General features: G+C 49.8%; 14 protein-coding genes. 6 read left to right on the top strand and 8 right to left on the bottom strand.

All coding sequences use genetic code 11. The features are described from left to right. Positions 1-10 precede the first annotated feature (10 nt). The 7 genes from FN037_RS14295 to FN037_RS14265 form a co-directional block, all read right to left on the bottom strand. Positions 11-1210: a diaminopropionate ammonia-lyase gene (locus FN037_RS14295; RefSeq protein ID WP_138359846.1), complete on the bottom strand. Its 1200-nt coding sequence runs from the start codon at positions 1208-1210 to the stop codon at positions 11-13. Between the two features lie 23 nt (positions 1211-1233). Then, positions 1234-1965, bottom strand: a complete 732-nt coding sequence (locus FN037_RS14290; protein ID WP_138359875.1) for an amino acid ABC transporter ATP-binding protein — start codon at positions 1963-1965, stop codon at positions 1234-1236. Positions 1966-1973: 8 nt separating this feature from the next. Next, on the bottom strand, positions 1974-2630 hold the full coding sequence (locus FN037_RS14285; protein ID WP_206665966.1) for an amino acid ABC transporter permease: 657 nt from the start codon (positions 2628-2630) through the stop codon (positions 1974-1976). A gap of 23 nt (positions 2631-2653) precedes the next feature. Continuing rightward, positions 2654-3430, bottom strand: a complete 777-nt coding sequence (locus FN037_RS14280; protein WP_142502524.1) for an ABC transporter substrate-binding protein — start codon at positions 3428-3430, stop codon at positions 2654-2656. A gap of 32 nt (positions 3431-3462) precedes the next feature. Beyond that, positions 3463-4410, bottom strand: coding sequence for an N-carbamoyl-D-amino-acid hydrolase (locus FN037_RS14275; protein ID WP_142502523.1), 948 nt, complete (start codon positions 4408-4410; stop codon positions 3463-3465). A gap of 17 nt (positions 4411-4427) precedes the next feature. Further along, complete coding sequence (locus FN037_RS14270) at positions 4428-5306, bottom strand: MurR/RpiR family transcriptional regulator (protein WP_138359843.1); 879 nt, start codon at positions 5304-5306, stop codon at positions 4428-4430. Between the two features lie 398 nt (positions 5307-5704). Beyond that, on the bottom strand, positions 5705-6547 hold the full coding sequence (locus FN037_RS14265; protein WP_138359842.1) for a MurR/RpiR family transcriptional regulator: 843 nt from the start codon (positions 6545-6547) through the stop codon (positions 5705-5707). 156 nt (positions 6548-6703) lie between these two features. Here FN037_RS14265 and FN037_RS14260 point away from each other — a divergent pair, with 156 nt between their 5' ends. The 5 genes from FN037_RS14260 to FN037_RS14240 are packed head-to-tail and all read left to right on the top strand — an operon-like array spanning position 6704 to position 11804. Beyond that, on the top strand, positions 6704-7762 hold the full coding sequence (locus tag FN037_RS14260; RefSeq protein ID WP_241675611.1) for a spermidine/putrescine ABC transporter substrate-binding protein: 1059 nt from the start codon (positions 6704-6706) through the stop codon (positions 7760-7762). A 35-nt stretch (positions 7763-7797) separates the two neighbouring features. Further along, positions 7798-8934: an ABC transporter ATP-binding protein gene (locus tag FN037_RS14255; protein WP_138359841.1), complete on the top strand. Its 1137-nt coding sequence runs from the start codon at positions 7798-7800 to the stop codon at positions 8932-8934. Beyond that, on the top strand, positions 8927-9817 hold the full coding sequence (locus tag FN037_RS14250; protein WP_138359840.1) for an ABC transporter permease: 891 nt from the start codon (positions 8927-8929) through the stop codon (positions 9815-9817). The genes FN037_RS14255 and FN037_RS14250 overlap by 8 nt, the downstream gene beginning before the upstream one ends. After that, a complete protein-coding gene (locus FN037_RS14245; RefSeq protein ID WP_138359839.1) occupies positions 9807-10649 on the top strand; it encodes an ABC transporter permease in 843 nt (280 codons plus the stop codon). Before FN037_RS14250 ends, FN037_RS14245 begins: the two co-directional genes overlap by 11 nt. Positions 10650-10661: 12 nt before the next feature. Further along, entirely contained in the window at positions 10662-11804 is a 1143-nt protein-coding gene (locus FN037_RS14240; RefSeq protein WP_142502522.1) for a P1 family peptidase, read from the top strand. 231 nt (positions 11805-12035) lie between these two features. Here FN037_RS14240 and FN037_RS14235 read toward each other — a convergent pair whose 3' ends face one another. Next, positions 12036-13205 carry an MFS transporter gene (locus FN037_RS14235; protein WP_185929270.1) on the bottom strand — a complete coding sequence of 390 codons (1170 nt, stop codon included), beginning with the start codon at positions 13203-13205 and terminating at the stop codon, positions 12036-12038. Positions 13206-13424: 219 nt separating this feature from the next. Between FN037_RS14235 and FN037_RS14230 the strand changes: the two genes are divergently transcribed. Next, positions 13425-14066 carry a TetR/AcrR family transcriptional regulator gene (locus FN037_RS14230; RefSeq protein WP_241675610.1) on the top strand — a complete coding sequence of 214 codons (642 nt, stop codon included), beginning with the start codon at positions 13425-13427 and terminating at the stop codon, positions 14064-14066. The last annotated feature ends 250 nt before the right edge of the window (positions 14067-14316 follow it).

Below are 14316 nucleotides of genomic sequence, written 5' to 3'. Positions count from 1 at the left end.
TAGATGGTGACTACAAGGAAAGCGTATGCTGGCCGCCCCAGACAATGTTGCGATAGCCGGCTTTGTCGGTATCGCCTTCGGTGCTGATTAGCAGAACGCGGGCGTTGTGATCCAGATCGAGCATTTGTGCCATTGATGCATAGTCCGGCTGCATCAGTATCCCCAGCGCACCGGCGCTGACCGCACCGGATTCTCCGCTGGTAATGGGCATATCGCCCGGGCAGGGCGCGGCTAACATGCGCATTCCGAGTGCTGCGACCTCGTCTTCACAGGAGAGAAAGGCGTAGCTGTTATCGCGAAGAATGGGCCAGGCGATCGTATTGGCTTCGCCACAGGCGAGACCGGCCATAATAGTCTCCAGCGCGCCGCTGACGGCGACGGTTTGTCCGTCGTTGCGCTGGACTGAACGGTAAAGGCAATCTGCCTGACTGGATTCAACAATGATCACTCTGGGCGCTTGTTCGCCCCAGCGGGCAATGGCTGCCGCTTGAATAGCGCCAGCAAACGCGCCAACGCCAGCCTGAACAAAAAGATGGGTGGGCAATTCAGTGAGCTGTTCTGCGATTTCAGTAATCAGCGTGCTATAGCCCTGCATGATCCACAAGGGGATCGCTTCATAACCGGGCCAGGCCGTATCCTGCATGATAACCCAACCTGCTTCCTCCGCCTGCTTTGCGGTAAGACGTACGGCATCGTCATAGTTCATCGGTACAATCTGCGCTGCCGCACCTTCCGCGCGGATCGCCTGTAAGCGTTCGGTGGTGGTGCCGGCGGGCATGTTAATGACCGCTTTTTGTCCTGACAGGCGTGCCATCCACGCCACGCCGCGCCCGTGATTGCCGTCCGTCGTGGTCGCAAAGGTTTGAGTTAGCGAAGGCTGATGGCGCAACGCTGCTTGTAGCTGGGGGAAGGTGAGCGATTGCTCCGTTAGCTCCAGTTGCTGCGCAAGGTGATTCGCCATCGCCCAGGATGCCCCCAGCGCCTTGAAGGCATTGAGGCCAAAACGGTGCGACTCATCTTTCACTTGTATCGTTTTTACTCCCAGCGTACGGGCGAGCAGTGGAAGCGGTGTTAGTGGCGTTGGGCGATAACCGGGAATGGATTGATGGAACGCGATAACATTTTTCAACACTGATGGCGTGAAGGCCGACAGCACATCATTGGGCGCTGAACGTGATGAGTTAACGACCGCGCGAATCAGATCTGTCATTGTCTCTCTCCTGGGGATTGTGGTTAATTTGCGTGACGATATACGCGGCGTAAAAAATCGCGGGTCCGCTGCTGTTGCGGCGCAGTAAATATCTGTTCTGCGGTGCCTTCCTCGACCACCATGCCTTGATCCATAAACAGAACACGATCGCCAAATTCACGGGCGAACGCCATCTCATGCGTGACGACCAGCATCGTCATGCCCTCTTTAGCCAAATTGGTCATTACCGACAGCACCTCGTCAACCAGCTCAGGGTCAAGCGCGGAAGTCGGCTCGTCAAACAGCATGACATCAGGATTCATGGCGAGCGCCCGGGCAATGGCCGCGCGCTGTTGCTGGCCGCCAGAGAGTTCTTTGGGGTAGCTGTGCACTTTGTCGGCAAGGCCGACGCGATCCAACAGGCTTAGTGCTCGTTGGCGGGCTTCGGCAACGGGCATTTTTTTGACGATGACCGGTCCGGACATAACGTTTTCCAGTACGCTTTTATGGGGAAACAGATTAAAACGCTGGAACACCATACCGATGTTCTGGCGCAACTGGCGCAAGGAACGTTTATCTCTTACCTCGTGACCGTTGACGATAATATTCCCGCCCTGGATTGGTTCCAGATGGTTAATACAGCGGAGTACGGTGCTTTTTCCTGAACCGCTCGGCCCGATCAGTACGACTTTTTCACCGGGGGAAACCAGTAAGGAAAATTGTTTTAGCACTTCGTGATCGCCAAAGCGTTTTGTGACCTGATGCATTTCAAGCATATAATGATTCATGAACGGGCCATCCTTTTTTCCAGTCTGGCTGCCACAATCATGAAGACCGAGTTCATGATCAGGTACAGCACCGCGATAGTGGTATAAACTTCGAATGAACGAAATGTTGATGAGTTAATGCGATCCGCCACATGAAAGAGTTCCGATATCGTGACTAAAGAGACGATAGAGGAGTTCTTAATGGTCATTATGAATTGATTAACCAGTGCCGGAATGCATAACTTAATGGCCTGCGGCGCAATGATATGCCAGAGCGCTTGTGGACCATTCATACCTAACGATTCAGCCGCCTCCGCCTGGCCTTTATCTACGGCTAAAATAGAACCGCGGATGATTTCCGTGATATAGGAGCCGGTATATAACCCCAGTCCTATAATACCGGCACTCATACTACTCATTGGCAGACCAATACTCGGTAAACCAAAATAGAGAATAAAAAGCTGAACCATAAAAGGAGTACCACGAAAAAACCAGACATACAGGAATGCTAACAGGTTCAGAAATTTATTGGTGGACAGGCGACATAATGAACCAATAATCCCTGTGGTCACCCCCAGTAATAAAGCCAATAGGGATACTTCCAGAGTCATTAAACAGCCCTGAAGCAATAATGGCATTTTGCTTAATACAACTTCATAATTCAGCGTCATCATTAGGATTTACCCTGGAAAGAAAGTTACTGCCCAATAATCCACTTTTTATAGAGGCTTTCAGCTTCACCATTTGCTTTTTGTTCAGCGATTACCGCATTAATGACGGATAATAACGAAGTGTTACCCTTCGCTACGGCAATACCCAGCGCTGCCTCAGTAAATGGTTTGCCAACAATTTTTACCTGTGGGAAGACCTTGTTCAGCTCAAGCTGATTTAATAAGTCGTTGATTGTTACATCAAGGCGGCCATTCGCGAGGTCCATGGTCTGCTGGGCAGTATCCTGATAGGTTTTAATCGTAAAGGGAATGTCCTTATTAAGCTGGTGCGCAATCTGTTCGCTCGTCGCACCGCTTTTTACCCCTACGGTTAGTCCTTTTAAAGATGCAGCATTTGTCACGGTCGTATTATCAGAACGGGTGACGAATACCATGCCTGTTTTTAAATAGGGCTGTGAAAAATCCGCCACTTTTTTTCGCGTGTCGGTGATGTACATGGCGGCAATAACCATATCGGCATGACCACTCTGTACCGATGGAATTAATGCGGTAAATTGCATATCTTCCACTTTTAGTTTGACACCGATTTTTTTTGCCACTGCTCTGGCAATATCAATGTCGTAACCAACTAATTGGTTGTTATCGTCATAATATTCGAATGGTTTATAATTGCCAGTAGCGACAATCAGTGAGCCTCGTTGCTTTATTTTTGCCAGACCGTCATCAGCATTTGCCATTCGGGAGAGCATGGCCAGCAATATGAATGAAAAGGAGAACAGAAGAATCTTTTTAAGATGAAGCATAAAGTACCTCACAGTTTTAATGGATGGATAGTTTATGAGCGTAACGAACCGTCAGCGTTTAATGTCTCGCCCTTATATTGGATAATTTCTTTATAAGCGTGAGGCTGCCGATGGAGATCGAAATTAAAGGTAGTGCGTTTATAAATTTGACAAAAATCGAGATCACAATGGGCGACCACCACTTCGTCACCTTTCGTGATGCAAGCGGCGACAACTTCGCCTGATGGCGCGACGATACAGCTCCCGCCTATTTGCTCAATATTCTCTTCACAACCGGCTTTGGCAACACCGACTACCCAGCAGCCGTTATGATAGGCGCCAGCCTGTAATGAAAGTTGATTGTGAAACAGCGACAGATCGTCATGCAGCGGTGCCGGGGCATTATGTACCGGCGTGTTATAGCCGATGAACACCATTTCTACTCCCTGCAACCCCATAACCCGATACGTTTCCGGCCAGCGGCGATCATTACAAAGCGCCATGCCCATAACGCCATCAAAAGCGGTCCATACAGGAAAGCGATCGCCCGGTTCAAAATAACGTTTTTCCAGATGTTGAAAACGTCTCCACGGCTCATATTCTTTATGGCCTGGCAGATGAACTTTGCGATATTTCCCAATAATTTCAGCGTGCTTATCAACCAGAATTGCGCTGTTATAATAATGTGCGCAGCCATCTTTAGTCTCTTTTTCGGCATATCCCAAATAGAAACCAATACTCAACTCTTTGGCCAGTGAAAATAGCGGTTGAGTTTCTTTACTCGGCATCTCTTTTTCAAACCACTGGTCAATATCTTCTTTTTCCATATACCAGCGTGGGAAAAATGTCGTTAATGCCAGTTCTGGATAGACGATAATATCAGCAGCAAGCGCTTTGGCTTCCCGCATCATTTTCATCATACGGTTTATTACAGATGTGCGAGAGTCTTCGCGATTCACTGGTCCTAATTGACCAATGGCGACGTTTATATACCTTGGCATTGTTTTTCCTTTCGGTCTTAATCAATAAGATCACTCATTAACTGGTGATTTTGCTCTATTCTTTGCAATGTACGCTGGGATTGTTCTGGATAAGCAAAACTAATTTCGTTGGTCAGATAATTTACCATGCTCAGACCAGCAATATAAGAATTAAATGATGTGATGCTTTCATTTTGGCAACTAATTACCACTTCATATTCTGAGGTGACTGGCGATAATGTTTGATCGCTGAAGGCCACAATGCGCACGTTGTTTTTTTTGGCTATCTGTACGATGTGGGAAAGCAATTTAGTCCGGCGAGGGAAATCCATTAATATAAGAACATCCTGCGCTTTCATGCTGGCAAGGTTTTCCGCAAAGTGCCCGTCCCCTTTATTCAAAAGAGTGACATGCGATCGGATATTGGATAATAGTGCCTGGGCATAGCATGCCAGGGTATAACCATTACGAAACCCTGCAATCCAGACATGTGACGCAGAACCAACAATATCCACACACGTTTCCAGAGATTTTTGTTGCCCGGAAAGTAATAGCTGGTTTAAATTTTCCTGCTCTTGATAAATATGTTTTTCGAATCGAGACGTGGCGTCCAGATCCCGGTTTTCAGTTCTCGCCATTTGCGCCAGCGGTGAGTTTGTATTTTCGCGAAGGGGCAATACACTTTGGCGAAACTCATTAAAATCACTAAATCCCAGTTGGCGAAAACAGCGAGCGGCGGTAGATTTTGATACCCCTGCTTTTATTGCCAGTTCCGTCGCACTGTAATATCCCAGATGGTTTTGTTGTTCTAATAATACTGAAACAAATTTTTTCTCTGAGGGTGATAACATGCTATAGCGCTTGCGAATCACGGTCTCCAGTGACTGGCTATTTTCAGGTGCATCATTATTCTTCATTCTATTCCCTCAATCATTGGTACTGGTGTTTCAGGATTAACTTAATTTTCGAACAGTTGTACCAGAGATAAGCAAATGGTGTGCCATGATTTTTTTTATATTATTTTTCATGTTGTTATGATTTTTCGGGAGACTCACAGGCGAGATGTGCTGCACCAGGATAATGCCTGGTGCACTAAAAAGGCGTGTTAACTGGCAGGTGTGTACCATTATAGGGCAAGGGGGATTCGGGAAATTCGATGCTGCCTGTTATGTCAGAGGACTCATCATCTGCCCTTTATGTAAGTTGGATTTCTCGTGGTCGTACTCCTGACTTGCAGAGGGCACTGGCGTTGCTGCTGCCCGTGAACTCAATCTGTATGCGTTTTAACTTATCACCTGCCCGACACCTTAGGTTGTCAAGTTCGGTAGAGTTTCAGGTGTTTGACTCGGCTGTCGTAGAGTTCCAGTCTGTGTTGCAATTTGTCGCGGTTGCTGGCGGCGACGCAGTGCAGTAATACGTTCAGTGCGTAGGCTAATCCGGCGGTGGACTCCAGCATCAGACCGGTATTAGTGGTGATAGCCATAATATGTGGAGTGTTCATATATTTGGCAATGCCGTATTCATCTGTGAATACGACCAAATCGGTGTTTGTACGGTCTCCAATACAGTCGTTGGCGAATGCGATCCCCACATCGGCGTAGGGTGCGACATCAATCAGGATGACACAGCAGCGTTTGTCATGGCTGTCGATCCAGCGTCCCAACACGCCACCATAGAGGTCGAGAAACGTGACGTCAGGCCTGACCAACGAAAGGCGATTGGCGAAATCTTCTGTCAGACCGCGAATGGTTTGAAAACCACAGATGAAAACGTGCTCCGCCTGGCTGACACAATCCACTATATCCTGCCAGTGCTGGCTGTCGAGTTGTTCCCTAAACTTGACCAATGCGGCGATTTCCTGGTTCAGATGGAGGGTCAGATCGTCTGTTCTCGACTCGACCCGTTCCAGTAAAGTGGTATTAAGCAGAGAACGTACTCGTACCTCGTCACGCAGATCTTCTTTGAGTCCTTTCAATCCCTTGTAGCCCAGACGGCGCAGAAAGCGACTGACGGTGTTCGGACTCACGCCACTTTTTTGCGCAAGCGTTGCACCATTTTCGAACGCAATATTTTCAAGATTTGCCTTGATATAGGCCCACAGCGTCCATTCAGCTGGGGTGAGTTTACCGTCCAGCTGTTTCAGCCGTTCTTCGATCATCGGGTTACCTCGTTGATGATTAAGGTATAAAAATATCTTTTTCCATTTTTATGACATAAAAATGTCGTTTACTGCATCTGACATCTCTTAGTCTGGCATTAAAATTGCAAATTTCAATCGAAAGACATAATTATGTCAAAACCACGAGGAGAAGAAATGATGCAGACCAGATACAAGGTAGAACGGCTGAAGAATATCGCTCGCGGATTACTGCTGCTAGGTGCGCTAGGCTGCGGGGCGGCACAGGCGGCGGAAGAATTGCACTTGTATAACTGGGGTGATTATATCAACCCGGAGGTGTTGTCCCGATTTACTAAAGAGACAGGTATTGAGGTTAAGCTTGATACCTACGGCAGCAACGAGGAGATGCTGGCCAAAATCCAGGCTGGCGCCAGCGGTTACGACATCGTTTTTCCCTCAGTGCACATGCAAGATGCCATGGCCTCTCTGAAGCTGCTGGCTCGCACGGACATCAATCAGGCACCGGGATTTACCCATATCGATCCGCAGTTTTTACGGGCGAAAACCGATCCTAAAGGAGAATACTGCCTGCCGTACGCCTGGGGAACAGTGGGGATTTTCTATAATAAAAAGAAAGTGGACAAGCCTATTACGTCGTGGGAGGACTTCTTCGCCGAGGCAAAAAAAGGCAAGAAAGTGATTATGCTCGACGACATGCGGGAAACGCTGGGAGTCGGATTGATAGTCAACCATAAATCGGTAAACACCACCAACCCAGAGGATCTGAAGGTCGCTGCCGACTGGCTTACCGCCCGTAAGCCGCTGATCTCTGCCTTAACCTATGAAAGTGTACCGTTGGTGCAATCCGGCGATGTGGCAGCCGCTCAATATTTCGTTGGGGCGCTGATGTATGTGTCTCAGAATCCGGACGAACTGGCCTACGTCATTCCTGAAGAAGGCGCGACGATGTACCAGGAGGACATGTGTGTCCTGAATAGTGCACCGAACAAGGCGAATGCCAAAAAATTCATGGAGTTCTTTCTTCAGCCGGAAATAGCGGCACTGAATACGGCTCAGCAGATGAACGGCACGCCGAACCGCGATGCGGTGGCACTGTTGCCTGATGCGCTGAAGAACAACCCAGCGGCTAACCCACCAGCGGAGGTCAGGGCAAAACTCCAAATTTTCACTAATCTGGGCAAAGACCTGCGCCTGTATGATCGGGTGTGGACTCGCTTCCGTAGCGCTAACTGATCGTTTCCATATCCGCACACTGACCGGGATTGCCCATGTTGCATGAAAATAACTACCGTACGGTTGTTGCCCTGGAAAACGCCGTTAAATACTACCGCACACCCGAGGGACAGAGCGTTAAGGCCCTGGACGACATCAGTTTTTCAGTGCGAGACAATGAGTTTGTTACTTTGCTGGGTCCCTCCGGCTGCGGCAAAACTACCTTATTGCGGAGCATCAGCGGATTTGAACGCCTGGACAGCGGTGAACTGTTCATTCTCGGCGACAGAATGAATCAGGTACCGCCACACCGACGACCAGTGAATACGGTTTTCCAGAGTTACGCTCTGTTTCCTCATATGACAGTGGCTGATAATGTCGGTTATGGCCTGGATATCCACGGGGTACTGCGCCGGGAGCGTAACCAGAGAGTGGCAGAGACGCTGGAACTGGTGGGCATGCGCGGGATGGAGAAACGTCGGCCATCGCAGCTTTCAGGCGGGCAACAGCAGCGAGTCGCACTGGCACGAGCCATCATTAATCGTCCAACATTATTGTTGTTGGACGAACCGTTGTCAGCGCTGGACCGCAGCCTGCGCAAGACGATGCAACTCGAACTGAAGCGTTTGCAGAGCGAACTGGGTATCTCGTTCATCTTCGTTACTCACGATCAGGACGAGGCCCTGACGATGTCGGATCGCATTATCGTGCTGAACGGTGGAAAGATTCAACAAAACGCTGCGCCTGAGGCCGTTTACCATCAGCCTGCGAACCGTTTTGTCGCTGGCTTTGTCGGCGAAAGTAACCTGATTAGAGTAAGAGTGGATTGTAGTGAATCCGGCGTACTGCGACTGATCAGCGAGGCCGGGGAGATATTCCTGGTTGACGCCAACGGACCCTGGCGGGAGAGACAGACACTTTGGCTATTGTTACGACCACAGCATTTCCAGTTAACCCCTCCGGAGGATATCGCCCGTTATGGCGAGTTCCGCGGCGTGGTGGAACAAGTCATCTTTTTAGGTACGGATATTGAGATTGTCCTGCGTTCCTCGCAGGGGGAAGTCGTCAAGGCTTTGATCCGTGAAATTTCCGCCGGGCGGCGAGATTCGCTTTTTCCGGGTAACGTCGTCCATCTGTGGTACTCGATCGCTTCTGGTCGTTTGCTGCAGCGGGAGGAGGAAATCAATGCCTAAAAATAAAATGTCTCTTGCTCTGACGGGGTTGCTGACGCCCGTGACGCTGCTGCTGGGGATATTTCTGTTTATCCCCTTGACGATCATGGCGATTTTCAGTGTGCTGACACCTGGGCTGTATGGCGGTGTCGAATGGCACTTTTATCCAGATAACTATGGCCGCATTCTGGGCTGGGCGGATGGCATACTGGAGGAGTTCGATCCACTCTACCTGCATATTATCCTGACGTCGTTTCGTGTGGCGTTGATGAGTGCGCTACTGTCCCTGCTTATTTGCTATCCCATCGCCTTTTGGGTCAGAGGTAAGTCGCCGAGAGTGCGTAATTTCTTGCTTTTCCTCATTACGCTGCCATTTTTCGCCAGTCTCATCGTTCGACTGTATGCATGGGTATTAATTCTGCGGCCATCAGGATTTCTCAACGAAATCTTGCAGTTCTCTGGGTTGATGACGAAGCCACTGGATTTAATCTATACCGAACCCGCTGTGTTGATCGGTATGGCATATATCTACATTCCCTTTATGTTCCTGCCCATCTATGCAAGCGTCGAGAAGCTTGATCACCGACTGGTGGATGCGTCTTATGATCTCGGGGCCAACAGGGCGCAAACTTTCTGCAGGGTCGTCTTTCCATTGACCCTGCCCGGTGTGGTTTCAGGTTGCATCATGGTGTTCATTCCCAGTCTGGGGAACTTCATTGTGCCTTCACTGCTGGGCGGGGCGAAAGTGGTGATGATAGGCAGCTTAATCGAGCAGCAGTTTCTGGCCGCCCGTAACTGGCCGTTCGGCGCAGCACTTGCCATGCTGCTAATGTCAATGGTGCTGCTGGCACTGTTTCTCTATCTCTATCTGAGTAGTCGCTACGGGAGGCGTGATGCGCACTAATCTTCGGGCGAGTCTGGCCGCCTGGCTATTCAATGGTTACGGCACACTGTTTTTTGCGTTTTTGTATCTGCCGATCCTGCTCATTGTGATCTATTCGTTTAATGCCAACCCGCTCAACATGATGGTCTGGCAAGGATTCAGCGTTGACTGGTATCGATCGCTATTTGGGATGGATAATCGGCTGGCAGACAATGCGCTTTACATTGATTCAACGGCTCAGGTACTGCGAGCGTTGAAAAATAGTCTGTTTGTCGCACTGTGTACCACCGTCATCTCGACAACAATCGGCACGGCGACCGCATTGGCGCTGGCTCGCTACCGCTTTCGGCTGCATGGGTTCTACAATTTCCTGCTGTATGTTCCCATGATGATGCCTGATATCGTATTGGGCATCGCGCTACTGATCTTTTTCGTCAACGTGGGCGTGCCACTGGGACGGCTATCGATCATCATTGGTCACTGTACTTTCCTGTGTAGTTACGTTTTTCTGATCGTCAGTGCCCGACTGGCGGGTATGGACGGGCGGCTGGAGGAGGCGTCGGCGGATTTGGGCGCTAACGGTTGGACGACCTTCCGGCGCATCACTTTGCCCATGCTGACGCCTGGTATCGCTGGCGGGGCGCTGTTGGCCTTCATCATTTCGATGGACGATCTGGTGATTACTTATTTTATCGCAGGGGTTGATGCTACCACGTTACCGGTACAGATCTACGGCATGATCCGGCGGGGAATCAAGCCGGAGATTAATGCAATTGCCACACTATTGATTTTGGGCTCTCTGCTGATCGCCGCACTGGGCCTGTATTTGCGCAACCGACAGACGGCCAGGTAAAGGAAAAGGATAATGACTAAAGTTAGGGCGCGTCAGTTGGGGCTTAAATTTCCCGGTATAACGGGACGCTACAATGCGATTACCGATGTCGAAGGTGTGCTGGTGGGCTATCACACTATTGATGGTGTCAGTCGCGATGGCAAACGTATCAAAACAGGAGTGACAGCAATACTGCCCCGGGGGTACCAGTCAGAGCCCCAGCCGGTGTGGGCAGGCTGTCACGCACTTAACGGTAACGGTGAAATGACCGGTGGACACTGGATTCGGGACGGCGGCTATTTCGTTGGACCAGTATGTCTGACCAACACACATTCGGTCGGAATAGTCCATCACGCTGCGGTACGCTGGATCGTCGAGCATTATCACAACATATGGCAGTTGAATCACCTGTGGGCCATGCCAGTGGTTGCCGAAACCTATGATGGTGTCATTAACGACATCAACGGGCTGCACATCACTGAGGAAGATGCGCTCGCAGCGTTGAATAGCGCAACTGGTGGTATTCTGGCTGAAGGAAACATCGGCGGTGGTAATGGCATGATCTGTTACGGTTTTAAAGGGGGCACCGGTACTGCATCGCGCCGTTTTACGGTGGAGGGGAAAGACTATACGTTGGGTGCGTTAGTGCAGGCTAACTACGGTCAGCGAGAGTGGTTCGAACTGTTTGGCGTGCCGGTGGGAAAATTAATGCCCGAAATACCTTCGGGACTGGAAAGAGAGCGTGGTTCTATTATCACGATCCTGGCTACCGATGCTCCGCTAATGCCGCACCAGTTACAGCGCCTGGCCCGGAGGGCAGGGTTGGGGATTGCGAAATCCGGTAGCCCGGGAGGCAACAATTCTGGCGATATCTTTTTAGCTTTCAGCACTGCTAACGCTGCACCTTTGCCACAACTGGCGGGAATGCACCAGTCTTTCGAGTATCTGAACGATGAATGCTTCGATGCCCTCTATCTGGCTGCGGTGGAAAGCACCCACGAGGCGGTCATTAACGCGATGTTGACCGCCGAGGACGCGGTGATGCAACGACCTGCGGGGATCTGTAAGGCCATTGATGCACAGGTATTATATCAGTTGATTAAGCAAATGAACCCTGCGGCGGTAGAGGCGTGGCGCGGCTCCGGCGGGAATGGATGTCAATCAGTTCCCGGATAGCCAGGACAGATTTTTTATATCATCCGAGAGTCCAGTCTTAACGAATATCGTGCATTCCTTTGCAATATCAACAGTTGTGGAAACTACCCATCTTCAGCGAGGGGGAAGACGCTCTGAAAGCCATACATCACAAGTTTTCTTGCTCATACTTAATGAATTCCCCGGAACTCTGATGATTAAACACGTCAGAAAAGAGAGGAAGGGGATAGGGTAAAAGAGAGCAGGAGCTTATCACCGCTGACCATCCTCAACCGGCCGCTCGATCCGGGACGTTGTTTTATCCACAATTGTGATGATGATGACGCCGGACAAAATCATAATTACAGAGACACCTGTCAGACATTCCCAGGAGTGGCGCCATTGCCCGCTCATTTCATGAAATTGCCCAACAACTATCGGGCCAAGAGAAGCCAGCGTGTATCCGATCCCCTGAACCATCGCCGATATCCGTCGATTATCATCAAGATCGGGCGATAGCTGCATGATGAGAGTAAAGATCACCACAAAACCACCGCCTTGGGCAATCCCACCAATGAAACACCATACTGGCCAGAGACGGGGGAAAAAAGACATAAAGAGAATCGATGCTCCCCAACATACCCCCATCGCGACCATCAGATAACCTGATTTGATATAACGGTTCAGCACAGGTACACCGAACGCCCCCAGCAGAGCCATTCCCTGAAATATGGAGGCGATCCCTCCCGCCGTCGCCGCGTGCATACCGCCATTTGTTATCAGATATGAAGGTAGCCACGCGGTGATGCCATAATAAATAAAGAGATGCGCCACAAAACCCGCGCTCAGTGCGGCAATCGCTATTTTTCTTATCCCGGAGACAGGATGCGAGGACTGTAGCGGCAATGGATTATATTCCGGCGAAATGCTGGTCGCAGGCACGCTTCGCCGCTGTGAGTATAACCATAATACCAGCGCAAATAGGGGGAGCCATACCCAACTGGCCAGTGCAAATTGCCAGCCGGTAAAGAGTGCGATTGGGGCCGTCAAAGAACTTGTCAGCATAGTGCCAATATTAAGGGAGGAAGTGTAGATACCCGTTACCATACTCATGCGCTGACGGAAATCCCGGGCAATGATCATCAGACTGACAATGTTTCCTGCCGCTAAGGCGGCACCAAGAAGCAATGTGCCGGCCAGCATCCCGAGCGTTCCGGTATAGGGGCGAAACAAAATGCCGATAGCAGTGCCGACCAGCGTAAACCACATACTTTTATTAATCCCTATTCTGGCAATCAGCAGGGATGCCAGGGGGGTGAGAACCCCGAAACAAAGGACGGGAATACTGGTCAGAAGCCCTGACAACGTTGCATTCAGAGCCAGATCGTTACGTATTGACTGAAGAACGGGCGGAACAGCCGTCAGAGGACTTCGTAAGTTCATCCCCAGAACGACAAGCGCGAACAAAACCAGTAATGCTTTGTTAATATTGACTGCGGGGATCCGGGGCATTTTGTCTCACTTCCGGTATGTACAGGAGAACGATGATAGCATCGTCTGACAATAATTTGCGGTCATTATATGACGCATGTCACAATATTAGATCAAAAATGACCTAAAGGTCAATTTTGTAATCGGGTCCGCAGGCAGGAGGAGAATGGTGTGAACAAGAGTTCAGGACGGACAGGTAAGAAACGAGGCCCAAGCCGATTAAAGACCGAAAAAACGCGTGAAACCATCATCAAAGCGGCGATGGAGGAATTCATCGAGCGTGGTTTTGCTGATGCGCGAGTCAGCGACATTTGTAAAAAAGCAGGGGTGGCCAAGGGGTCGGTATATAACTACTTTCAGACGAAAGAGAGTCTTTTCGAAAGCGTTTTGCAGAAGTTTATTGTGACAGCTCCTCTGGAACTTCAGTCTGAACCACGTCAGCAGGGAGAGAGCATCAAGCAATACCTGAAGCGTGTGCTTTTACCTGTCATAAAAACGCTGGAGTCATCGGGCCGGGCTCAAATTGCCAGACTGGTGATTACTGAAAGCACCCGTTTTCCGGCGCTGGCTAAAGCGTATTTACAGGACGTTCATGAACCGCTGATCGATACGTTGAGGCCGTTGTTGGAGACCGCATTCAGAGAGGGAGAACTCAGGTGTGACAAACTGGTCCAGTTTCCTCATCTCTTACTGGCGCCAAACTGGCTCGGGATGGTGCACAACGGTATGCTTGATCCGTCAAACCCTCTGGATATCGGTGAATTGTTTGAAGCCGGGCTGGATATGTTTTTTGACGAATACCCGCAGGCTTAATATGATTTTCGTCGAAGAAATAATGCCTTTCATTGAGAGCGGAAGGCCTGGACAACATTCATTATAAAACTTCCCACGCAGAATCACGCTATTACCGCATCATATGGTCAATATTTTCATACATACATTGAATATGAAAGTGAAGTAAACACCGGTAAAACGGAGGGCGTTATTTGTGTAGCGGATATTACATGGTGACGTAATAACGAAAGACGCACGCTGGCTGAAATAGGGGGAACGGGTGGATTTG

Source organism: Klebsiella sp. 2680, from assembly GCF_900198535.1.
Lineage (GTDB): Bacteria > Pseudomonadota > Gammaproteobacteria > Enterobacterales > Enterobacteriaceae > Klebsiella > Klebsiella indica.
The sequence above is the reverse complement of the archived record's forward strand: the minus strand, read 5'-3'. Positions and strand labels throughout refer to the sequence as shown.

Coding starts and splice junctions, on each gene's coding strand:
- FN037_RS14265 (WP_138359842.1), bottom strand. CDS start 6,547: ATGATCGAAGAACGGCTGAAACAGCTGGACGGTAAACTCACCCCAGCT.
- FN037_RS14240 (WP_142502522.1), top strand. CDS start 10,662: ATGACTAAAGTTAGGGCGCGTCAGTTGGGGCTTAAATTTCCCGGTATA.
- FN037_RS14235 (WP_185929270.1), bottom strand. CDS start 13,205: ATGAACTTACGAAGTCCTCTGACGGCTGTTCCGCCCGTTCTTCAGTCA.
- FN037_RS14290 (WP_138359875.1), bottom strand. CDS start 1,965: ATGCTTGAAATGCATCAGGTCACAAAACGCTTTGGCGATCACGAAGTG.
- FN037_RS14285 (WP_206665966.1), bottom strand. CDS start 2,630: ATGATGACGCTGAATTATGAAGTTGTATTAAGCAAAATGCCATTATTG.
- FN037_RS14275 (WP_142502523.1), bottom strand. CDS start 4,410: ATGCCAAGGTATATAAACGTCGCCATTGGTCAATTAGGACCAGTGAAT.
- FN037_RS14255 (WP_138359841.1), top strand. CDS start 7,798: ATGTTGCATGAAAATAACTACCGTACGGTTGTTGCCCTGGAAAACGCC.
- FN037_RS14280 (WP_142502524.1), bottom strand. CDS start 3,430: ATGCTTCATCTTAAAAAGATTCTTCTGTTCTCCTTTTCATTCATATTG.
- FN037_RS14270 (WP_138359843.1), bottom strand. CDS start 5,306: ATGAAGAATAATGATGCACCTGAAAATAGCCAGTCACTGGAGACCGTG.
- FN037_RS14260 (WP_241675611.1), top strand. CDS start 6,704: ATGATGCAGACCAGATACAAGGTAGAACGGCTGAAGAATATCGCTCGC.
- FN037_RS14250 (WP_138359840.1), top strand. CDS start 8,927: ATGCCTAAAAATAAAATGTCTCTTGCTCTGACGGGGTTGCTGACGCCC.
- FN037_RS14245 (WP_138359839.1), top strand. CDS start 9,807: ATGCGCACTAATCTTCGGGCGAGTCTGGCCGCCTGGCTATTCAATGGT.
- FN037_RS14295 (WP_138359846.1), bottom strand. CDS start 1,210: ATGACAGATCTGATTCGCGCGGTCGTTAACTCATCACGTTCAGCGCCC.